The 23,264-nt window shown below is 63.4% G+C and carries 13 protein-coding genes, 1 pseudogene and 2 riboswitches; of the genes and pseudogenes, 7 read left to right on the top strand and 7 right to left on the bottom strand.

Going from position 1 to position 23,264, the window contains the following annotated elements; genetic code table 11:
• The first annotated feature begins 261 nt into the window (after nt 1-261).
• Nucleotides 262-6,486 (top strand): calcium-binding protein, encoded by a 6,225-nt coding sequence (locus GIW81_RS08580; RefSeq protein ID WP_154738821.1) that lies wholly within the window; start codon nt 262-264, stop codon nt 6,484-6,486.
• A 673-nt stretch (nt 6,487-7,159) separates the two neighbouring features.
• Entirely contained in the window at nt 7,160-8,458 is a 1,299-nt protein-coding gene (locus tag GIW81_RS08585) for an ABC transporter substrate-binding protein (protein WP_154738822.1), read from the top strand.
• A 22-nt stretch (nt 8,459-8,480) separates the two neighbouring features.
• On the opposite strand, the gene GIW81_RS08590 is transcribed toward GIW81_RS08585, so the two are convergent.
• Together GIW81_RS08590 and GIW81_RS08595 are read right to left on the bottom strand one after the other, a co-directional pair.
• Complete coding sequence (locus GIW81_RS08590) at nt 8,481-9,266, bottom strand: FadR/GntR family transcriptional regulator (protein WP_229309119.1); 786 nt, start codon at nt 9,264-9,266, stop codon at nt 8,481-8,483.
• Complete coding sequence (locus GIW81_RS08595) at nt 9,263-10,009, bottom strand: hypothetical protein (protein ID WP_154738823.1); 747 nt, start codon at nt 10,007-10,009, stop codon at nt 9,263-9,265. The genes GIW81_RS08590 and GIW81_RS08595 overlap by 4 nt, the downstream gene beginning before the upstream one ends.
• Nucleotides 10,010-10,430: 421 nt before the next feature.
• Here GIW81_RS08595 and GIW81_RS08600 point away from each other — a divergent pair, with 421 nt between their 5' ends.
• The 5 genes and pseudogenes from GIW81_RS08600 (at nt 10,431) to GIW81_RS08620 (ending at nt 16,122) form a co-directional block, all read left to right on the top strand.
• A complete protein-coding gene (locus tag GIW81_RS08600; protein WP_154738824.1) occupies nt 10,431-12,218 on the top strand; it encodes an APC family permease in 1,788 nt (595 codons plus the stop codon).
• A gap of 85 nt (nt 12,219-12,303) precedes the next feature.
• Nucleotides 12,304-12,912, top strand: coding sequence for a dimethylamine monooxygenase subunit DmmA family protein (locus tag GIW81_RS08605; RefSeq protein ID WP_154738825.1), 609 nt, complete (start codon nt 12,304-12,306; stop codon nt 12,910-12,912).
• Nucleotides 12,909-13,874 carry a PDR/VanB family oxidoreductase gene (locus GIW81_RS08610; RefSeq protein WP_154738826.1) on the top strand — a complete coding sequence of 322 codons (966 nt, stop codon included), beginning with the start codon at nt 12,909-12,911 and terminating at the stop codon, nt 13,872-13,874. Before GIW81_RS08605 ends, GIW81_RS08610 begins: the two co-directional genes overlap by 4 nt.
• Nucleotides 13,875-13,908: 34 nt before the next feature.
• A pseudogene (locus GIW81_RS08615) lies at nt 13,909-14,946 on the top strand (heme-dependent oxidative N-demethylase family protein); the annotation flags it as partial.
• A 57-nt stretch (nt 14,947-15,003) separates the two neighbouring features.
• A complete protein-coding gene (locus GIW81_RS08620; protein WP_154739592.1) occupies nt 15,004-16,122 on the top strand; it encodes an aminomethyltransferase family protein in 1,119 nt (372 codons plus the stop codon).
• An 85-nt stretch (nt 16,123-16,207) separates the two neighbouring features.
• Here GIW81_RS08620 and gcvP read toward each other — a convergent pair whose 3' ends face one another.
• The 5 genes from gcvP to serA form a co-directional block, all read right to left on the bottom strand.
• Nucleotides 16,208-19,057: an aminomethyl-transferring glycine dehydrogenase gene (gene gcvP, locus GIW81_RS08625; RefSeq protein ID WP_154738827.1), complete on the bottom strand. Its 2,850-nt coding sequence runs from the start codon at nt 19,055-19,057 to the stop codon at nt 16,208-16,210.
• A gap of 11 nt (nt 19,058-19,068) precedes the next feature.
• Nucleotides 19,069-19,431, bottom strand: a complete 363-nt coding sequence (gcvH, locus tag GIW81_RS08630; RefSeq protein ID WP_154738828.1) for a glycine cleavage system protein GcvH — start codon at nt 19,429-19,431, stop codon at nt 19,069-19,071.
• On the bottom strand, nt 19,425-20,615 hold the full coding sequence (gene gcvT, locus GIW81_RS08635; RefSeq protein WP_154738829.1) for a glycine cleavage system aminomethyltransferase GcvT: 1,191 nt from the start codon (nt 20,613-20,615) through the stop codon (nt 19,425-19,427). Before gcvT ends, gcvH begins: the two co-directional genes overlap by 7 nt.
• Nucleotides 20,616-20,670: 55 nt before the next feature.
• Nucleotides 20,671-20,780, bottom strand: a riboswitch (glycine riboswitch).
• Nucleotides 20,781-20,783: 3 nt separating this feature from the next.
• Nucleotides 20,784-20,876, bottom strand: a riboswitch (glycine riboswitch).
• 54 nt (nt 20,877-20,930) lie between these two features.
• On the bottom strand, nt 20,931-21,638 hold the full coding sequence (locus tag GIW81_RS08640; protein WP_154738830.1) for an HAD-IB family phosphatase: 708 nt from the start codon (nt 21,636-21,638) through the stop codon (nt 20,931-20,933).
• A complete protein-coding gene (gene serA, locus GIW81_RS08645) occupies nt 21,638-23,254 on the bottom strand; it encodes a phosphoglycerate dehydrogenase (RefSeq protein WP_154738831.1) in 1,617 nt (538 codons plus the stop codon). The genes GIW81_RS08640 and serA overlap by 1 nt, the downstream gene beginning before the upstream one ends.
• Nucleotides 23,255-23,264 lie beyond the last annotated feature (10 nt).

Raw genomic sequence — 23,264 nt, forward strand, 5'->3', positions numbered from 1 at the left:
GATCGGTGTCAGGATCGATGGATAGTATCGAACAAGCCCTAATTCCTGCTTGACGCTCCGTTGTCTGATTTTCAGCCTGCATATCGCACTGCAATATGTCACGCTGAATGAACCTAAGTGAGATTGCCGATACTCGATATTCAGTACACAGCGCGATCTAGCGGTGAATTATTCAGACATAGGACAATGTAGGGGAGGTCATTATCGACAGGGTGATACGTAGGCTCACCTTCGTCTGCATCCGTTCGCTGAGAACGTCCCATGCTCACCAACCCCGAGACCTCTTCCATCCCACCTCCTGCCGCAGACGGCGAGGTTGCGGACGCTCTCAAGTCGCTCGAAAAAACCGGTGATGCGCCCGCCCCGGTGCAGCAGCCGGACCATCCCGGCTCGTCTCTGGCGAATACGCACCAGGGTCAAACGGGGCAGCCACCCGTCGCCGAAACAAACCAATTCGGCTGGCCGTTCGTGGAATTGCAGGTCCAAAGCACTACAAGCGATAGCGGTGTGCAGGCTGCAGGAGACGACGCGGGCGAAACGCGTACCACAGAAGAGCCGGAGAGCCAGACGGCGCCCGTCGAGGAGCTCATCAGCACGCGCTCCCGTTCCCCGCATGCGGGCGGCGATGCAGGCGCCCCGGATGCCCCGCCGGCGGAAACCACCGCGAGAAATCCAAGCTCCAGCCCTGCGGCGCTGAGCGCCATCACCGGCCGCGAATCAGGCGAGCTACTGCCTGCCGACACTCCCGGAGTCGCGGTTGCCGCGGCGGCCGATGAGCTGGTGACCGGCGCCCTCGCCTCGGCCGAGGAGGAGGAGGAAGCGGAGATAGCTCCTGTGCAACCGCTGGCGCCAACCGACATCTTAGTCGGCGGCGGCTCGGTAGCCGAGAATGCCCCGGCTGGAACGGTCGTGGCGACGCTGTCCGCAGTCGATGCGGACTCGACCTCCTTTACCTACGCGCTGAGCGACGACCCTTCCGGCCTGTTTGAGATCGTCGGCGACGAGATCAGGGTGAAGACAGGTGCCGACATCGATTACGAGAGCGCGACGTCGCACGAGGTGATCGTCACCGTGACCGACGCGAGCGGCCTCAGCTACGCAGAAGCAGTGGTCATCCAGGTGACCAATCAATCCGGCACCGTCATCGGCACCCCCGGTGACGACGTGCTCATCGGCACCAGCGAAGAAGACACCATCGCGGGGCTGCAGGGCAACGATACCCTCGACGGCGGCGCAGGCAACGACGCCCTGAGCGGCGGCGAGGGTGACGACACCTACATCGTCGGCTCCGGCGACACGGTGGCGGAAGCCGCTGGCGAAGGTACCGACACGGCGGAGGCGGATTTCAGCTACGTGCTTCCGGCGAACGTTGAGAGCCTGACGCTCACGGGGGTGGCCGACATCAACGGCACCGGCAACACTCTGGCCAACACGCTCGCCGGCAATTCCGGCAACAACATCCTGAGCGGCAGCAGCGGCAACGATACGCTGGACGGCGGCGCCGGAAGCGACACGCTGATCGGCGGGACCGGCAACGACACGTATGTGGTCGACTCCGGCGATACGGTCACGGAGGCATCCGGCCAGGGCACCGACACGGTGCAGGCAAACTTCAGCTATACGCTCGGATCCAATGTCGAGAACCTGACCCTCACTGGGTCTGCCGACATCAGCGGGATCGGCAACACCGGCACCAACACGCTCACCGGCAATTCCGGTAACAACACGCTCGACGGCGGCACCGGCAGCGACGCCATGACCGGCGGCGACGGTGACGACACCTATATCGTCGACGCGACCGGCGACACGGTGACGGAGGCGACCGGTGCAGGCACCGACACCGTGCAATCGGGCGTCAGTTTCACGCTGGGAGCAAACATCGAGAACCTGACGTTAACGGGAGGCGCCAACATAAACGGCACCGGCAACACGCTCGACAACACACTCACCGGCAACAGCGGCAACAATGTGCTGAGCGGAGGCGCCGGCGATGATGCGATGGCCGGTGGCGCCGGCAACGACACTTATGTGGTCGATGCGGCCGGCGACACCGTGACCGAGGCGGCAAGCGAAGGCACCGACACGGTGCAATCGAGCGTCAGCTACACGCTCGGTGACAACGTCGAGAACCTCACGCTGACGGGAAGCGGCGCCTTAGATGCGACCGGCAACGCCCTTAACAACGCGCTGACCGGCAACAGCGGAGCCAACGTGCTCGACGGTGGCGCCGGGAACGATGCCATGAGCGGCGGCGCCGGCAACGATACCTACATCGTCGATGCGGCCGGCGACACGGTGACAGAAGGCACGGGCGGGGGCACCGACACGGTGCAAGCCAGCGTCAGCTTCACGCTCGGCACCAACGTGGAGAATTTGACCCTCACCGGCACCGGCGACATCGATGCAACCGGCAACACCGGCACCAACACACTCACCGGCAATAGCGGCAACAACGTGCTGAGCGGTGGCGCCGGGACCGACGCGATGGCCGGCGGGGCCGGCGACGATACCTACGTCGTCGATGCGACCACCGACACAGTGACCGAGTCGACCGGCGAGGGCACCGACACCGTGCAGTCGAGTGTCAGCTACACGCTAGGGGCAAACGTCGAGAACATGACGCTGACCGGCACGGGCGCGATCAATGCCACCGGCAACGCGCTGGACAACACGCTCACCGGAAACACCGGGGCAAACGCGCTTTCGGGCGGCGCCGGCAACGACGCCATGGCCGGCGGCGCCGGCAACGACACTTATGTGGTCGATTCCGCTGGCGACACCGTAATCGAGGCGGCAAGCGAAGGCACCGACACCATCCAGTCGTCCGTTAGCTACGCGCTCTCCGACAACGTCGAGAACCTCACGCTGACGGGGACAGCTGACGTCGACGCCACAGGCAATGCCTTGAACAACACGCTGACCGGCAACAGCGGAGTCAACGTGCTCGACGGCGGCGCCGGCAACGACGCCATGAGCGGCGGCGCCGGCAACGATACGTACATCGTCGATGCGGCCGGCGACACGGTGATCGAGGGCGCCAACCAGGGCACGGATACGGTTCAAGCGAGCGTCAGCTTCACGCTTGCCACCAATGTCGAGAACCTGACCCTGACCGGCAGCGCCGACATCAACGCCACTGGCAACACGTTGAACAATACCCTTGTCGGCAACGCCGGCGCCAACGTGCTCAGCGGCAGCTCCGGCAGCGACACCATGAGCGGCGGCGCCGGTGACGACACTTATGTCGTCGACACCGCCACCGATGTCGTGACCGAGGCGAGCGGCGAAGGCACCGACACGGTGCAGTCGAGCGCGACCTACACGCTGAGCGACAACGTCGAGAACATCACCCTTACCGGCACCGGCGCCATCAACGCCACCGGCAACGCGCTCGACAACACGCTCACCGGCAACACGGGAGTCAACGTGCTGTCCGGCGGCGCTGGCAACGACACGATGATCGGCGGCGCCGGCAACGACACGTATGTGGTCGATTCCGTCGGCGACACAGTGGTCGAGAACGCTTCCGAGGGCACAGACACCGTCCAGTCGAGCATCAGCTATGTGCTGGGCAGCGACGTCGAGAACCTGACGCTCACGGGCGCCGGAGACATCAATGCCACGGGCAACGCCGCGAACAACGCGCTGACCGGTAGCACCGGTGCCAACGTGCTCGACGGCGGCGCCGGCACCGACACGATGGCCGGGGGCACCGGGGATGATACCTACGTCGTCGACGCGGCAAGTGACGTGGTGACCGAAGGCACCAGCGCCGGCACTGACACGGTCGTGTCCGCCGTCTCCTACACGCTGAGTGCCAATGTCGAGAACCTGACGCTGAGCGGCGCGGCGGACATCAACGCCACCGGCAACACGCTCAACAACACGCTGACCGGCAACAGCGGCGCCAACGTGCTCAGCGGCGGTTCCGGCAGCGACACGATGATCGGCGCCACCGGCAACGACACCTACATTGTCGATAATGCCGGCGATACGATCGTCGAGGGCGCCAATGAGGGCACTGACACGGTGCAGTCGAGCGTCACCTACACGCTCAGCGCCAACGTAGAGAACCTCACGCTCGGCGGCACCAGCGCCATCAATGCTACGGGTAACGAGCTCGACAATACGCTCACCGGAAACACGGGAGTCAACGTGCTGTCCGGCGGCGCCGGCAACGACACGATGATCGGCGGCGCCGGCAGCGACACCTACGTCGTCGATGCCGCGGGCGACGTCGTTACCGAGCTGGTGGGTCAAGGTACCGACACCGTCCAGGCGAGCATCAGCTATGTTCTGGGCGACAACCTCGAGAATCTGACGCTGACCGGCACCGACAACATCGACGGCACCGGCAATGCCGCCAACAACACATTGACAGGCAACGCCGGCAACAACGTGCTCGATGGCGGCGCCGGCAACGATGCGATGAGCGGCGGCGCAGGCGACGACACATACGTCGTGGACTCGGCCAGCGACACTGTGACCGAGGGCGCCAGCGCCGGCACCGATACAGTCATGACGGCACTCTCCTACACGCTGGGATCCAACGTCGACAATCTGACGCTGACCGGGACGGGCAACGTCAACGCCACCGGCAACACCCTCGACAACACGCTTGTCGGCAACTCCGGCAACAACACGCTGAGCGGCGGCGCCGGCAACGACGCGATGAGCGGCGGCGCCGGCGACGATATCTACGTCGTCGATGTGGTCGGTGACTCGGTGACCGAGGCGGTCAACCAAGGCACCGATACGGTTCAGTCAGGTGTTTCCTACACGCTGAGCGCCAACGTCGAGAACCTGACGCTGACCGGCACTGGCGGGATCGGCGCCACCGGCAACGATCTGGACAACGTGCTGACGGGCAACTCCGGCGCCAACGCGCTCGACGGCGGCGCCGGCAACGATACTTTGAACGGCGGCACCGGCAATGACACCATGAGCGGCGGCACGGGCGACGACATCTATTTTGTCAACGCGGCCGGCGATGTGGTGGTCGAGAATGCCAGCGAGGGCACCGACACCGTGCAGTCGAGCACGACCTACACGCTCAGCGCCAATGTCGAGAATCTCACGCTGACCGGCACCGGCAACAACAACGCCACCGGCAACACGCTCGACAACGTGCTGACCGGCACCACCGGCGCCAACATCCTGACCGGCGGCGCCGGCAACGACACCATGGTCGGCGGTGCGGGTAACGACACCTACGTCGTCGACGCGGCCGGAGACAGCGTGGCCGAGAACGCGTCCGAGGGCACCGACTTGGTGCAGGCGAGCATCAGCTATGGGCTCGGTGCCAACCTCGAGAACCTCACGTTGACCGGAACGGCGAACATCGACGCCACGGGCAATGCGTTGAACAACACGCTCACCGGCAACTCCGGAGCGAACGTTCTGGACGGCGGCGGCGGCAATGACTCCATGAGCGGTGGGGCCGGCAACGACGTCTACGTTGTCGATGCGGTGGGCGACACGGTGACCGAAGGCGCCAGCGCCGGAACCGATACGGTACAGTCCAGCGTCAGCTTCACCATCGCCACCAACGTCGAGAACCTGACCCTGCTGGGCAGCGACAACATCAACGCCACCGGAAACTCCGGCGCCAACATCCTGATCGGCAATTCCGGCAACAACATCCTCGACGGCAGCACCGGCAACGACGCCATGAGCGGCGGCGCGGGGGACGACACCTACGTCGTCAACGCGGCCGGCGACACGGTCGTCGAGAACGCCAGCGAAGGAACCGACACCGTGCAGTCGGGAGTGACCTACTCGCTCAGCGCCAACATCGAGAACCTGACGCTGACCGGGACGGCCAGCATCAATGCAACCGGCAACTCGCTCGACAACGTCCTCACCGGCAATTCAGGGGCCAACGTGCTCTCCGGCGGCGCCGGCAACGACACGCTCGACGGCGGCACCGGCAATGACGCCATGAGCGGCGGTATCGGCAACGACACCTACGTCGTCAACGCGGCCGGCGACACGGTGACGGAGAACGCCAGCGAGGGAACCGACACGGTGCAGTCGGGCGTCACGTACACGCTCGGCGCCAACGTCGAGAACCTGACGCTGACCGGATCCGGCGACATCAACGGCACGGGAAATGCGCTCGACAACACGCTGACCGGCAATGCGGGCAACAACGTGCTCGACGGCGGAGCGGGCAACGACACGCTGACCGGCGGTGCCGGCACAGACACGCTGATCGGCGGGACCGGCGACGACGTGTTCATCTATCTGCACGGCCAAGGGTCAGACAACATCGACGGCGGCGCCAGCTGGCTGGATACGGTCCAGTTCGATCAGTCGGCGGGCGCGATGCAGTTCGGCACGGACTGGACGCTCAACCTGACGTCCGGCAGCATCGTCACCCAGAACGCCGGCGAGCTCATCCTTTCCAACGATGCGGACGGCATCATCAGCGTCAACGACGGCGCGCAGATCAATGTTACGGACATCGAACGCATTCACTGGTGAGCCTTCCGCGGAGCGCGCCCCTAGACAGGATGCGGAGTCTTGCGCCGGAACGCCAATGACCGCTGTCAAGGGCAATTCGGCCATTGCTGCGACCGACAGCAGATGGGTGGGCGGTATTGGAGCGGTGTCCGCTAACTCTGCAAAGCGGATCTCGCGCTGACCAAGCAGCAGCAAGGGGCCCTCGTCGGCTTCTGTATAGATGCGGTCGCCAACAACTGCCGGGCGGCGCCTAGTCGTCCGAAGCCGAGATGGTGAGTCCTCTTGTAGGGGTTGCGGCAGGAACGATTGCACTCACGCGATTTCCTTCAGGAAAACAAGCATTTGATGTGAAATGATTTTCTACTTTTTCGTGGGGGAAATGTGGGGACGCCTCCCCCACGCCCGACGCCACATCACCCGCCATTGTTGAGAGAGCGTTGCCACGAACGAATAAAGGCCGAGGCCAGGGGGGTCGAATCCCTTCGGGTGCGCCATTCCATCATCCAGGATTCGAACTCAATCGTTCCGGCAACCAGCGTTGCCGGCTACATGATCTTGTTGACCTTCGCCCAATACACGGCGGCGCATTGCGGCGGACGCGGCGTGAGCGCTAGGCTGAGCTTCGCGCCCCGCTCGCTAGGCGGGGCAACCGGGCACCCACGATCCGCGGAACTCGAAGGAGAGTCTTGGGCTGATGGCAGCACGCTCGAAAAGCTCACTTGCCTCGGCACTATCCATCGCGATGGCGGACCATGGCCTTGGATCGCCAACCGTCCTGAAGGTGGGCTTCCTGGCGCCGCTGACCGGCAAGCTGAAGTCGTGGGCGGAGCCAGGCCTCAATGGCAGCCTCATCTGGCGCGACCGCGTCAATGCCGCAGGCGGCATCAAGGTCGGCATGCGCCGCTTCATGGTCGACCTCATCCCCTTCGACAGCAACTTCCAGCCCGATCTGGCACTGGCGGGGGTGAAAAAGCTGATCAACGAGGACGGCGTAAAATTCATCCTGATGGTCGGGGGCAACGACTTCACCGACGAGGTCCGCAATCTCGTGAACAAGCACCGCATGCTGGTTGCGACGCTGCTGCCGAGCGACCTCACGCCGGACGCACCGACGCTGGTTGCCCCTAGCGAGGTGCACCCGATCTACAATGTTACGGGCGTCGACTGGCTGCATCGGCAGGAGCCAGGTCTCAAGACGGTCGCCATGTGTGCGCAGGACGACCTTCATGGGCTGCCCTCAATCGCGACCTATCGGGCGGCATTCGAGGTGGCGGGATGGGACCTCGTTGCCGAGCACCTGTTCCCCATCGAAACGACGGACTTCGGCGCCATCGTCGACAAGCTGATGGCCAAAAACCCGGACGTCTTGTGCTGGGACACGGTCTACGAGCCGTTTCTGCATGCCCTCACCAAGGAGGCCTTCAAGCGGGGCTTCAAGGGCCGCATGATCTCCTGCACGTGCGACAACTATGGCGACCTCATCGCCCACACGAGCCCCGAGTTCATGGAGGGCTTCGTCTTCCAGTTCCCGGATTTCGATGACCCGCGGCTCAACGACTCGCAGATCAACTTCGAGAACCCCAACGAGTTCTACGCGGAGTTCTGCGCCCGCTATCCGGGAACCTGGAGTGCGGTGTCCTGGGAATACGTCTCGACCCTCGAGCTTTGGAAGAACGCAGTGCAGCGTGCCCGCACGTTCGAGCCGTTTTCGGTGCTTTCCATGATGAAGTTCGGCGGGGTCGGACACCATGCGTTCGGCGAAGCCGTCTGGTGGGGCAGAGAGCTTTTCGGGATAGACAATGCTCTGGTGGGCGACTGGCCCGTTGTCACCATCGAGGATGGGCGCGCGCGCATTCAGGAGTTCTCATCGATCGTGCGCTGGTGGTCCAAGAACAAGGCGGTTCTGATCCGGCACATGCGGAACATGAACCTCATGTGGGACCAGCGCGAGGAGGCGCAAGTCGCGTCGGCGCTGGCGCACGAGCGGCCGTAATTTCTAATCGCGGTGCACGGCCTCAGGGTGAGGCGTAGATCATGTCCTCCTGCGTGCTCGATATGTAGAGCCGCATGCACTCGACGGCGGTGTCCACATCTCGCCGTTCGAGGGCCGTAAAGAGGGATCGAAGCGCCTTCTGCGCTTCGCGGATGCGCAGAGGGGTCAGCGTCCGCTTCTTGTTGGCGCACCACTGCGGTTGGCGGCGGACCTCGTGCATGATGCGATACATCGTAACGATGAGCGAATTGTGCGTCCCTTCGCAGATCGTCATCATGAACTGCTTCTCGAGGTCGGCGAACTCTGCGGCATCGGTGACGATCGCTTCGAGTTGCGTCAGTTGCTGGCCGAGCTTTGTCAGATCGCGGACCGACATGTAGATCGTCGCCAACCTCACGATCTCGGGCTCGAGAATCGATTCCGCTACGTTCATCTCAAACGGCGAGATCGTCTCGGCGATGAGCGAGATGTTGAGGTAGCCCGATGCGTCGGTACCGGCGCGCTTGGCGGGATCAGCGCGGTAGGCAACGAAGGTTCCGCTACCTGCGCGCCGGGCGACTGCGCCGAAGGTCTCCAGAAAGTCGAGAGCCTGCCGGATGGTCGTGCGCGACTCCGCAAACGCGTCGGCAAGTTCGCGCTCGGCCGGAATGCGCGTGCCGAAGGAATACTCGCCCGAGACCATGCGATTGAAGATCTGCGTCGCGATCCTCTTGACGCGCTGCTTGACCATCGGATGGGACGAGAGATCCCTTTCCCACGGCGGCGTTTCAACCGGGCCTTCCATCGCTCGTAGGCTCGTCTCGATCATCGTCTACCTTTGTCAGTTGCCCCGGCAGCGTTCGACGGCGCTGACAGAAGGCCAGGATGCATCAGCGCCGTGAGTTGGGCCGCGCAATCGAGATCGGCGCAGATACGGTCACTGTCGACATAAGTATGCGTGGAGGGTTCTGCCAGACGCGCACCCTTTGCCCGGTAAGCGGCAAAGGTCGCGGTGGTGGGTGAGCTATCGCCATCGGCTAATGCATCGCGCAGGATCATGATCTCTACACAGCTCGGACCGAAGGCCGCGGATAGTGTAGGGATCAGGCTCTGATCCGCCTTGGCGTTGCCTAGGGTGCCGTCAGCAACGCTGTGTGCGAGACGGGCGTTGAATTTCGTGATCGCGCAGGCCGCCGCGCATATTAGCGTGTGCTTGCGCCGCCGTAGCGCCGCGAAAGCTTCATGATGCTCCATGGCGAGGCGAAGATGAAACACGGAACTGCGCCCTGCGATCGGTATCTCCGCGCTTTCAATTTGGGCGCGCGATTTCCCCCAGAGCCTCTCGGCCTCGCAAAACTTCTCCTGGGCCCTGTGCGCGTCAGACGCGAGTAGATGGGCGACGCCGGCGTTGTTGTAGGAAGCAGCGCCGAGCGGATCGGAAGCTCCCTCTCGCCCGACTTCCCGTGCTGCCTGCTGCCACTGCTTAGCCGCGTCATCCAGCCGGCCCTCGGCCATGGCCGCAAAGCCCGCAGCCGTTATTCCCATCCAATCATCTCGGAAACGGCCGCCCATTCGTCACTCTCTCGGTCGCCTTTCACTCAGGGCGTCTGCTCTCAGAACGGGAAAGCGGGCGCCTAGATTGCAGGCAATCAGCCCAAAATCAACCACTTATAACCACGCAAAATATTCCGCATACGAGTCAAGCATTTGCGCGACGACCTCTACGTTCACTCCCCGAATCTACTGATCAAACGCAGGGCATCCATCACGCAAAATACTTTCCTTACAGGCAACATTGTCTCTTGCTCGCGATTTTTTTTGATCTAAACTCGACCAGTCCAGCGCCTATTGGTCTGAAGTGGTTGAGTATGGCACAATTTGGTCTTGATGCGCAAGGCTATTTCCACCCGCCTCGCCATGGGTGGCTTCACGGACGGCATTTCGGCCAGCGCGCGGGTGCTTGGGGCAAGGCGCAACGTGAGGAGTCACGCAAATGACGACGGGGATACTGCAAGCGCCCGTGGTGGGCCAAGCATCTTCGGGGGAGCTTCATAGAGCCATTGATTGGAGAGGCGCTTTCTGGGTCGCGAGCGGCGTCCCTGCACTCGTCCTCTTCTCCATTGGCGGCATCGCCGGCACAGCAGGAAAGGTAGCCTTCCTCGTCTGGATCGTATCGATGCTGATGGGGTTCATTCAGGCTTTCACCTATGCGGAGATAGCCGGCCTGTTCCCCAGCAAGTCCGGCGGCGCGTCCGTCTATGGAGCCGCGGCCTGGGTTCGCTACTCCAAGCTCATCGCGCCTCTTTCCGTCTGGTGCAATTGGATCGCTTGGTCGCCCGTTCTCTCGCTCGGCTGCTCTATCGCCGCCGCTTACATCCTGAACGCGCTTGCCCCTGTTCCGGGCGCCGATAACGCGGCCGTTCTAGCCTGGGTGCAGAGCCACGCGTCCTCCATCACCGCTGAAAGTCCCCGCGTCGTCGAATGGCTGGCGGCCAATTCGGGAAAGACGGCGGCTGACGGCGTCGCTGCGCTTCTGTCCGCCGACGCCATTTCGGCAGTAACGCCCGCCGTCCGCTCCTGGACGCTGCATGCGGGAACCTTGGGGCCGGTATCCTTTTCGCTCAACGCCGCCTTCTTCATTGGCGCGCTGTTGATGCTGCTCACCTTCGCGATTCAGCATCGCGGCATCCTTGGCACTGCGAACGTCCAAAAGTACCTCGGCTTGATTGTGATCATACCGATGCTGATTGTCGGCATCGTGCCGATCATCACTGGCCAGATCGATTGGTCGAACTACACGCCTCTGGCGCCGCTCAAAGCTGCCTATGCGCCCGAAATGGGCTCATGGGACATCGGCGGCTGGACGTTGGTGCTCGGCGGCATGTTCATCGCGGCCTGGTCGACCTACGCTTTCGAGACGGCCATCTGCTACACGAGCGAGTTCAAGAACCCGAAGACCGATACGGTTAGGGCGATCCTTTACTCGGGCGTCCTCTGCCTCGTGCTGTTCTCGCTCGTACCGTTCGCGTTCCAGGGCGTCCTCGGCCTCGAGGGCATGCTGGCGACGCCGATCGTCGACGGCTCCGGCGTCGCTGAAGCCATGGGCAAAATGGTAAGCAGCAGCGGCTGGGTGACGAACTTGTTCGTCATGCTGATGATATTCGCGTTGTTGCTGTCGATCATGACGGCCATGGCCGGCTCATCGCGCACCCTCTACCAGGGCTCGTATGACGGGTGGCTGCCGAAATATCTCAGCCACGTGAATGAGCACGGCGCGCCGACCCGGGCCATGTGGACCGATCTCATCGTCAACCTCGGTGTACTGGCCATCGCCTGCGCGGATGCCACCAGCTTCTTCTTCATCCTGGCGGTGTCCAACGTCGGCTACATCATCTTCAACTTCCTCAACCTCAATGCCGGCTGGATCCATCGCGTCGACAACGGCGATGTCGTGCGGCCGTGGCGAGCGCCGACCCTGCTCCTGGGGCTCGGCGTGCTGTTCGCCTACGTCAACGCGGTGTTCCTCGGCGCCGGCGCCAAAGTTTGGAACCCCAATGCGTTGTGGGCCGGCCTGATCGCTGCGGCGCTCATCGTGCCGGTCTTCTGGTTCCGTCACTACGTGCAGGATCGCGGCAAGTTCCCCGATCACATGCTCGCTGACCTGGGGCTGACGACAGCAGATCTCAGCAAGAGACGGGCGGGTGCGTTGCCCTACGTGGCGCTGATCGTCGGTGCCGCGATCGTCCTCGCCTCCAACTGGTTCTTCCAGTTGCCCGCTTGATGTCCTGGGCCGGAGCGGTGTGCGCACTGCTCCGGCCTGATTTTTGGCAGCTTGCCGACATCCCAGCGACGAGAGGAGGAAAGCATTGCTGATTAGCGACATAAAAAGCCGGCCAGTGTACGCAGGCCTCGAGCCCGATCTGTTCGCCAGCAGCAACATTGTCGTGTGTGATCGCGCCGGCGCCGCCGCCGTCGCCGACATGCTGCGAACCGCCAACGGGGACTTTGCGGCCAAGACGACCGTATTTCTGTGCGCCGAGGATTTCGTCACGCCGCAGGCCCTCGAAGCGCAGATTGAAAATCTGAAACCTGCCGCCACTATCCCGCTACCCAATCTCAATGCCGCTGTCGCCGCGCTCGGCGAGCGGCTTTTCCGCGCCAAAATGGGAACCCGCGTTTATGCAGCGGGCAGCGAGCCATTGATCGGCTCGACCGTCCAACGGGCGGCGCGCTTCGGCGTGGACCATCGTTCGGTGCGTTGCGAACACCGCGGCTCGCTTAAGCGGCGTGTGCAATGCGTCCACTGCAAGGGCATGACTGATGACGTGACCGTCAGTCCAGTAAGGTGCAGCAACTGCGGTCTCATGCTGACGGTCCGCGATCATTATTCGCGACGTCTGGCCGCCTTCCAGGGGGTCCGCGCCGACGCCGAAGTTCCTGGAGAGATTCCCGAGCAACAGGTCCTGTTCCAATGACGGCATTCGCATTGCGTCGCGTGCGTGTCGCCGAGGTCGAGCGCGTCGCCGACGAGGTCAAACGCTTTCGCCTTGTCGACGCGTCGGGCGCCGCGCTCCCCGTGTTCTCGGCCGGGTCGCATGTTCTGGTGACGATGCATGGCGCGAACGGCCATGTATGGAAGAACCCCTACTCGCTGATCAGCGCCCCCGATGACGGCAGCGGCTACGAGATCAGCGTGCTGCGGCTAGCAAGCTCGCGCGGCGGCTCGGCTTTCATGCATGACGGCGTGCAACCCGGGACCGAGCTCCACATCAGCGAGCCCGTGAACCTATTTCCAATCGCCCGGCAGGGCCACAAGCACATCCTGGTCGCCGGCGGGATCGGCATCACGCCCTTCCTTGCCATGATGCAGGAATTGGCGGCGCTGAATGCGAATTTCGAGCTGCACTACAAGGTGCGAGGCCTCGGCCGCGCACCCTTCTGCGATCGGCTGCTCGCCGACTACGGCTCACGCGTGCACCTTTACCGATCGGATCTCGGTCAGGCATTTCCGCTGGAAAGCGTCCTGAGCGAGCAGCCGCTCGGAACGCACATGTACGTCTGCGGTCCCGCCGCGATGATCAACTGGGCATTGCAGGTCGGTCGTGCGGTCGGCTGGCCGCAGGAGAACCTGCATTCCGAGCGCTTCACGGCACCGCCGCCCGGCCGCTCTTTCACTGTCAAACTCGCCCGTTCGCGGCGCGACATCGTCGTCGGGCCTCAACAGAGCATCCTCGAAGCGCTGGAGCAGCACGGCATCGACGCGCAGTACCTGTGTCGCGGCGGTGCATGCGGGCAATGCGAGACGCGTGTCGTCGCCTGCGACGGCGCCCTGCAGCACAACGACCACTACCTCACTGACGAAGAAAAGAAGTCCGGCGAAAAGATCATGATCTGCGTGTCGCGTGCCGCGGGCAGCACTCTCACGCTCGATCTTTGATCGAAATCGCCTCGACAATCCCGGAGGACGAGTAATGGGCCTGGTCTTCAAGAACGAGACATTTCGAGATGACTTCACGTTCTCGAACAGTCCCGCCGCCATAAGCCGCTTTCCGTTTCCCTTCCACGAAGACAAGTACATGTACGCGGTCAACATCGAGCCGCATATAGCTGGCCCAACGGGGAGCGTGTACGAGTTCCCGATCGACATCGACGAGCATTACGTCTCGGAAATGCGCGATCGCGCGCTGGTGCTCGAGAAGGATCCGCGGCGCTGCCAGGCCTTGCCTCACATGATGCCGGCGCAGTGGGACATGCTCGAGCTGCTGATGACGTCGATGGCAGCGCACTACCTCGAGCACTTCACGCTCAACCGCGCCGGCAACCAGTGGCATTGGATCAACCGGCCGCTAAATATCGAGCAGCGCTTTACCTTCGGTGACGAGACGACGCTGCCGTACGGGCCGATGGAGTATATCGGCCGGCAATGCCAGGGTGATTTCTCGCTGCAGGACCAGCGCGACAACCAACTCTGGATGGACGCGGGCATCATCACCGCACAGGCCGATTGGTCGCTCGATTTCGACGTCGGCATGAACTTCACCGAGTGGCACGGCCCCGTACCCTTGGCCCACAAGGCGCGGGTTTTTGAGCGGGCGCTAAAGTTCCTGTTGAACCTGCAGAATGGTCATCCGGTGCGTCGCCTCAACTGGACGATGACCATCAACCCGCGTCTCGATACGAGCCCGGAAAACTTTGACAAGTGGGGCGTCGATCGTACGACCGTGACGCCGGAGAACGTCGGCGACAAGGTTCATCTGCGTGTCGAGCTGCAAGGCTTGTGGCGCCTGCCGCGCTCGAACGCCATCCTGTTCTCCATCCGCTGCTACCTCATCAAGATGAGCGAACTCGTCACCGTGCCCAAGTGGGCGCGACGCTTCCCCCGCGTGCTCAAGACGCTGCCGCCCGAGCTCGTCGACTACAAGGGCCTCACCCGCTACCGCGACACGACGATCGAATGGTTGTCGAAGTACGACGACGGCGCACCGACGAGCCCGGGTTGCTGGCCAGACGATGGTCCCTCGGCATCGCAGACAGAAGACTCACAAAGCAACCGGAGCGAGACGCCCATGACGATAAGCAAGTTCCCGAGGCAATCGGTTCTCAATGATCGCCACGCTGCACTCGGCGCGGATCTTTCCACGGCTTGGAACGACATGCCGATTCCGCAGAACTACAAGACGGACCCTTACGAGGAGACCGCCGCGGTGCGCTGCCGCGCCGGCCTGTTCGATGTTTCGATGCTGAAAATGCTCAACGTGTCGGGACGCCAGGCACTGCCCTTCCTCAATCACCTTCTCACCTCCGACGTGTCGAAAGCGAAGCCCGGCGACTCCCACATCAGCAATATCGTCAACGAGACGGGCGCGCTCGTTGACGACGTCATCGTCTATGTCGATGGCCCCGAGGAGTTCCGCATCTCGCACGGCGGCGGCTCGTTCGAGGACGCGATGTTGCCGGTTGCCGCAAAGTACGATGTCAAGATCGAGCGCGACAACGACGTCCACATTCTCTCGCTGCAAGGGCCTCTAGCATTGGCGACGCTCGCTCCGCACACGCCGATGGATCTCGCCGGCCTCGGATACTTCCGCCACGAGCCGACGACGCTCTTCGGCAAGAAGGTCCGCATCGCGCGCGGCGGCTATTCTGCGGAACGAGGCTATGAGGTCTTCTGCTCCGCCGCAGATGCCCACTACCTGTGGGATACGATCCTCGAAATCGGCAAGTCGCACGGCATCATCCCCGTCTCGTGGGCATGCCTCGACATCGTGCGCGTCGAGGGAAGCCTGCTGTTCTTCCCGTTCGACATGCCGCACGGGGACACGACGCCGTGGGAGGTGCGGGCCGGCTGGACGGTTGATCTCAACAAGCCGGACTTCGTCGGCAAGCAGGCGCTGATCGAGCGCAAGGGCAAGGAGCGCTCGTTCATCACCGGCCTCGAAGTCGCCACCTCGAAGGTCATCGAACCCGGCGCTAAAATCACCGCTGGCAGCAAGCAGGTCGGCGTCGTCACCAGCACCACTTACAGTCAGCACCTGATGAAGTCGCTGGCTATGGCGCAGATCGAAGCGGGTTTTACCGGGCTCGGAACCGAGCTCGTCGTACATGACAATGGCGAGCATCGCGCTGTGGTGGTGCAGATGCCGTTCTACGATCCAATGCGCCTGCGCACTCACCCGGCACACTGAGCTCCCCGAAGTGTGCAACTGGCCGGAAGCATCGCTTCCGGCCCTTTTTCATGTTTGGCAGCCGCGGGGTGCACGCAACCGCCGACTATTCCGCGGCTTTCACATACGAATCGAGCGGCGGGCACGAGCAAACCAGGTTCCGGTCGCCGTAGACGTTGTCGACGCGGTTGACCGGCGGCCAATACTTATCGACGCGGAAAGCGCCCGCCGGGAAGCAAGCTGCCTCGCGGCTGTAGGGTCGCTGCCAATCGCCGACCAAATCCTCGACCGTGTGCGGCGCGTTCTTCAACGGATTGTTTTTGGGATCGCTCCGCCCTTCCGCGATGGCGCGTGCTTCCTCGCGGATTGCCAGCATGGCATCGCAGAAACGGTCGAGTTCCGCCTTGGTCTCCGATTCCGTCGGTTCGATCATCAGCGTGCCGGGAACCGGCCAGCTCATGGTCGGAGGATGGAAGCCGCAATCGATGAGGCGTTTGGCGACGTCATCGACGGCGATTCCGGCGCTTTCTAAGAGCGGGCGCGTGTCGATGATGCACTCGTGCGCGACGCGTCCATTTCTACCCGTGTAGAGCACGGGGTAGGCATCCGCGAGTCGCTTCGCGATGTAGTTGGCGTTGAGGATCGCGACACGCGTGGCCTGTGCCAAACCTTCACCGCCCATCATGAGGCAGTAGCTCGCCGGAATCGGCAATATCGAAGCGGATCCAAACGGCGCGGCCGAGACGCATCGCTCCCCGGCGTCGATTTCGGGATGCCCCGGCAGGAAGGGAACGAGGTGCGCCTTGACGCCGATCGGGCCCATGCCCGGGCCGCCGCCGCCGTGCGGAATGCAGAAGGTCTTGTGCAGATTGAGATGCCCAACGTCGGCGCCCATATCTCCAGGCCGGGCCAGTCCCACGAGCGCATTGAGATTGGCGCCGTCGAGATAGACCTGTCCGCCATTCGCATGCGTGATCTCACAGATCTCGCGTACCGTCTCCTCGAAGACACCATGCGTCGACGGGTAGGTGATCATGCAGGCGGCCAGATCGTGCGCGTGCTCCGTCGCCTGCGCACGGAATTCGTCAACATCGATGTTGCCGTGCGCGTCGGTGCCGATCACAACGACCTGCATCCCGCACATTGCTGCGGAGGCTGGGTTGGTGCCGTGGGCAGAAGCGGCGATCAGGCAGACGTTCCGATGCGCCTCACCGCGGCTCCTGTGGTAGGCGCGAATGGTCAGTAGCCCCACGTACTCCCCTTGTGCGCCGGAGTTCGGCTGCATCGAGATCGCGTCGTAGCCGGTGATCTGACACAGCTTTCTGGAAAGGTCTTCGATCAGCTCCGCGTATCCCCGAGCTTGGTCGGCCGGCACAAAGGGGTGAATCTCGGCGAACTCCGGCCAGGTGATGGGGAGCATCTCGGCCGTGGCGTTGAGCTTCATGGTGCAGGAGCCCAGGGGAATCATCGCCCGGTCGAGCGCCAGGTCGCGATCGGCGAGCCGGCGCATGTAGCGCGTCATCTCGCTCTCGGCCCGGTTCATGTGAAAGACCGGGTGCGTGAGATACTTCGATCGACGCAAAAGGGATTCCGGTAGGCGGTATTCGGGGTAGTCGTCTTTGTACGTGAGGTTGTAACCGCCGAACGCACGCCAGACAGCTTCGAGCGTTGCCGGCCGCGTCCGCTCATCGACCGTGATGCCGATCCGGTCGGGGCCAACCTTGCGCAGGTTCACGCCGTTGTCGACGGCGTTTTTCATGATGAGCCCTTGGTAGGGCCCGACCTCGACGGTGATCGTGTCGAAAAACGATTGAGGGGCAATCTTGAAGCCGAGCGCGGCCAGCCCGTCGGCGAGACGTGCGGCTTTGCGGTGCACTCGCTCGGCGATGGCCTTGAGTCCTTTGGGGCCGTGGAACACGGCGTACATCGACGCGACGACTGCGGGAAGCACCTGCGCGGTGCAAATGTTCGACGTGGCCTGCCCGCGCCGGATATGCTGCTCGCGCGTTTGCAGCGCTAGCCGGTAGGCGCGATTGCCCCGGGCATCGACCGACACTCCGACGAGGCGCCCCGGCAGCGCGCGTTTGTATGCGTCCTTCGCGGCAATGTAGGCGGCATGCGGGCCTCCGTACCCCATGGGCATGCCGAACCGCTGCATTGATCCCACGGCGATGTCGGCGCCCATCTCTCCCGGCGGCTTCAAGAGCGTGAGGGCGAGGGGGTCGGCGGCCACTATTGCAAGGGCTTTGGCGGCGTGAAGCTTGGCGATGACCTCGGTGAAGTCCCGAAATTCTCCGCAGACGCCAGGGTACTGGAAGATCGCACCGAAAACCGCGTCGGGATCGAGGCCTTTGATGGGATCGCCGATGATGAGCCTCCAGCCCATCGGCTCGGCGCGGGTCCTGAGAACAGCAATCGTCTGGGGCAGACACTGCTCATCGACGAAGAATGCGTCCGCCTTCGACTTTGTCACCCGATGCGCCATCGCCATCGCCTCAGCAGCCGCGGTGGCCTCGTCGAGCAGGGACGCGTTGGCGATGTCGAGCGCTGTCAGATCGCTGACGAGGGTCTGGAAGTTCAGAAGCGCCTCGAGGCGCCCCTGGCTGATTTCCGGCTGATAGGGCGTATAGGCCGTATACCAGGCAGGGTTCTCCATGATGTTGCGCTGGATCGCCGGCGGCATGATCGTGCCGTGGTAGCCCTGGCCGATGAGGGAGGTCAGCACGCGGTTGTTGTTGGCGGTCTCGCGCAATTTGTCGAGCGCACCGCGCTCAGAGAACGGATGGCCGAATTCCAGCGGCGTCGTTTGCCGGATCGCCTTCGGTATGGTTTCGTCGATCAGCGCTTCGAGGTCTTTCGCGCCAACCACGCGCAACATCTGCGCCATCTCTTCGGGCGAGGGCCCGATGTGACGCCGGTTGGCGAAATCGTAGGGCTCGTATCTTTCGCTCTTCATGACGATCACCATCAGGCGATAAGGGCCTTGTAGGCGTCCAAGTCCATCAGCGCCTCCATATCCTCCACGCGGGCGAGCTTGAGCTTGAAGAACCACCCCTCACCCATTGGGGCACTGTTCACGACGGCAGGGTCATCGACAATGCTCTGATTGGCGGCGACAACCTCGCCCGATAGGGGTGCGAAGACGTCGGACGCTGCCTTCACGGATTCAACGGTCGCCGCCCTGTCGCCCTTCTTGAGCTTGGCGCCAACCTCGGGGAGTTCCACGAAGACGAGATCTCCCAGCTGCGTCGCGGCATGCTCGGTTATGCCAACGGTAGCAATGTCGCCATCAAGCTTCAGCCACTCGTGCTCGTCCGTGAATTTCAGCAAGGTGCCCTCCTGGAATGTTCGCTTCGCATGCGCGCATATTTTGTGGCAATGAAAGGCAAGCCGGTCACGTCAACGGCAAGCCGCTTGTCGCGGACCTCGGCGAAGATCCTAGTTCCGGGTGCAGAAAGCTCGGTTGGCAAGTAACCCATAGCGACCGGTGCCTGGACGCTTGGCCCGAAGCCACCGGAAGTCACCGCGCCCATTGGGAACTTCCCATCCTCGTCGGCGTACAGCAGCGCGCCCGCACGCACCGGAACCTTGCCCTCTGCGCGAAGACCAACGCGCCGACGCCTGGACCCGCTCTCGAGCTCAGCAAGGGCGATCGAGGCGCCCGGAAAGCCGCCTTCCCTTGAGCCGTGGCGCCGGCGTGACTTTGGGATCGCCCAGGCCAGATCCGCCTCGACCGGCGTCGTCGTCTCGTCAATGTCCGATCCGTAGAGGCAAAGCCCGGCCTCGAGGCGCAGAGAGTCGCGCGCGCCCAGACCGACCGGCGCGACCGCCGGATCCTCGAGCAGCGCTTCCGCGATCTCTCGGGCTATGTCCGCATGACAGGCAATCTCGAACCCATCCTCGCCCGTGTACCCAGATCGGGATACCACACACGGCGCACCCAGCAGTTCCAGCGTGCGCACATCCATGAAGCTCATGTGCCCACATTCGGGCGCGATCAGTGACAGCGCCGCGGCTGCTTTCGGTCCCTGCAGAGCCATGAGCGCTCGCTCGCTCAAAAGTTCGACAGAGCACTTGTCCGAAAGGCTGGCGTGGAGGTGCACTTCATCGGCGGCTTTGCGGGCCGCATTGACGACAAGCAGCAGTCGGTCCCCAAGATTGGCGACCATCAGATCGTCGAGGATGCCACCCGCAGGCGAGGTAAAAAATGCATAGCGCTGTCGGCCGGGCTCTAGACCGACGATATCCATCGGCACAAGCTGCTCCAGGGCGCGGGCCGCATCCGCGACATCGCCGGAGAGTGGGCGCAAAGCGATTTGTCCCATGTGCGATACATCGAACAAACCCGCCGCTGCACGCGTGTACAGATGCTCCTTGAGGATGCCGGGGGGAAAGTGCAACGGCATTTCATAGCCGGCGAACGGCATCATGCGGGCGCCGAGCTCAGCATGCAGGGCATGGAGCGGCGTGCGCTGAAGCGCCTGGATCGAACTGAGAGCACCTTGGCCGCCCATGCAGAGGCTCCTTGGCTCATTCGCGCACGTTCCCGCGCGCGCCAACTCGAGCCCCCTCTGTCTCGAAACCTGAAAGATTGGACGCGCTGCCTACGGCCGACCGGGCCAGCGCGCCTTATCCTCTTCGGTGGGCCGGAGCGAAACCGATTCGGCCACTTTCCAGAGCGTCATCGGTCTGCGGTCCTTTTGCCTGAGAGTTTCCGGGGCGGTTGCTCCTTCGGCGCCGGAGGAAGGCCCTCCGAACTCTTCCGCAGACCTTAATCGACAATACCGAACGTGGTGCGCGTCGCGCTTGGGGTCAATGCCCTTAAGGATCTATCCCCGCTCACGACCTTGCTGCGAGCCGCGCCACTGCGCGGATTCGGCACCGGTCAGAAGGACGTCAAGCGTGCAAAGGAGATTCGCGTCCGCAATGAACGAGTCCGCGCCCTCGACCATTGCTTGCCGCCGGACAACGCCGCCGAACCCGATGACATAAGCCCCGCCCGCCCGCGCCGCGAGATCGGTTATTCCGTCGCCAACCATCGCTATGGCGCCGTGGCGTTGTACCAGGTCGCGGCAGATCTCTGCCTTGCCGTCGCCGCGTATCAACGGCGAGCCTGCGTCGAAGCCGGAAAAGTTGCCTGTACTGTCGAATTGGATCTCGACGGCCCGCACATGGGAGGCAGGTATGTCGACAGCTTGTGCCAGCCGGGCGACCGGTTGAAGGAAACCGCCGCTGATGACATAGACCGTTTTACCCAGGCGCTGCAGCGCGGCGATCGTCGCACGGGTGCCGTCGACCAATTCCTCGATGTATCGTTCGCCGAGCCACGCCAGATCGTCTCTGCCGGGCCGAACAATCTCGAGGCGCCGGGCATAGACCTCTTCGAGTGACAACGCGCCGTCCATCGCCGCAGTCGTGAGCGGCGCTATCTCCGCCTCCCGGCCCGAACGCCGCGCCAGCTCGTCGATGCCCTCGATCCGCGTCAGAGTGCTGTCGCAGTCAAAGCAAACCGCGTCGAATTTAGGCCGCTCGACCATTACAGCTCGATCTGAATGGCTTGGCGGACGGCGGGAATTGCCCGCACCTCCTCGATCGCCGCCGGCGGCAACGGCGCGGAAACGCCAACAAGGGCGATGGCTTCGGGCCTCCCTTCGGCGGTGCCAACCTGCATCCGCGAAATGTTGATGTTTTCGCGCCCGAGGATGCTGCCCAAGGCGCCGACCACGCCGGGACGGTCGTCGTGTCGCGTGAATATGAGACAACCTTCCGGCACCGCCTCGACGTGGTAATCGTCGATGCAGACGAGCCGCGGATGGCTCTCACCCAGTAGCGTTCCCGCGACGCTGATCGATTCCGTCCCGGTCTTGGCGCGCAGCTCCACCAGGGAAAGGTAGCCGCGCGCTTCTTGCGAGCGGACCTCGCGCACGGCAATGCCCTGACGCTGCGCGAGCGTCGTCGCGTTGACCTCGTTGACCGGCATGGCCAGACGTTTGCCCAGCAATCCGGTCAGCGCTCCCGCGGTTATGGGCCGCGGATCGACATCGGCAATGCGCCCGAAGAGGGCCACCTCGAGCTCGGCAATGGGGCCAGGCATGAGCGCCGACAACAGTCGCCCCAGGGCCAGAGCGAGCTGCTGATAGGGTCGCGCGCGGATGACCTGATCGCTCGCTATGCGGGGGAGGTTTACCGCGCTTTGCGCCGCCCCCGTTTCGAGGAATGCTGCGACGTGCTCGGCGATCTTGACGCTCACGGCCTGCTGCGCCTCTTTGGTCGAAGCGCCGACGTGGGGCGTTAGGACCACGTTGTCGAGTGCAAGGAGTGGCGAGTTTGCCGGCGGTTCCTTCGCGTAGACATCAAGCGCGGCGCCCGCCAAGTGTCCGCTGGCAAGGGCCTCGACGAGCGCCGTCTCGTCAACCAGCTCGCCCCGCGCGCAATTGATGAGGCGGGCGCCCGGTTTCATTTTGTTGAAGCGGGATGCGTCAAGCAGATTACGCGTCGCGTCGTTGAGCGGGCAGTGGAGCGTCACGTAGTCGGACGAGGCAAGCAGCTTGTCGAGGTCAGCAGGCTCGGCACCCGTCTCGCGGATCACATCCGCGACGACGTAGGGATCGAAGGCGAGCACGCGCATGCGAAACGCCAAACAACGGCGCGCGACGATGCGCCCGATCGTTCCAAAGCCGATGATGCCCACTGTCTTTCCGGCGAGCTCGGTGCCGACGAAGTCTCCGGGCTTCCAGTCCCCGCGGCGGACGGAGCGGTCGGCTTGCGGAAGGTGGCGGCTCAGGGACAACAGGTGCGCAAGTGCGAGCTCTGCCGTCGTCGTGGCATTCGCATCGGGCGTGTTGAAGACGACGATTCCCCTTTCCGTCGCCGCCGCAACATCGATGTTGTCGACACCGATGCCGGCCCTCCCGATGACCTTGAGCCTCGTGCCCGCCGCGATGACGGGCGCCGTGACGCGCGTCTTGGAGCGCACGATAAGAGCGTCATAGTCGCCGATCTTGTGGATCAAGGCGCTCTCATCCAGTCCGGCCACTACGTCGACGGTCAATCCAGGACGTGCGGCCAGGAAAGCCCGCCCCTGCTCATGGATCGGATCCGCCACGAGAATGCGCTTGGCCGCTACCACGTGATCGGAATTGGAGTTCGCCATTCTCTTCGCT

Source organism: Hyphomicrobium album (assembly GCF_009708035.1).
Lineage (GTDB): Bacteria > Pseudomonadota > Alphaproteobacteria > Rhizobiales > Hyphomicrobiaceae > Hyphomicrobium_A > Hyphomicrobium_A album.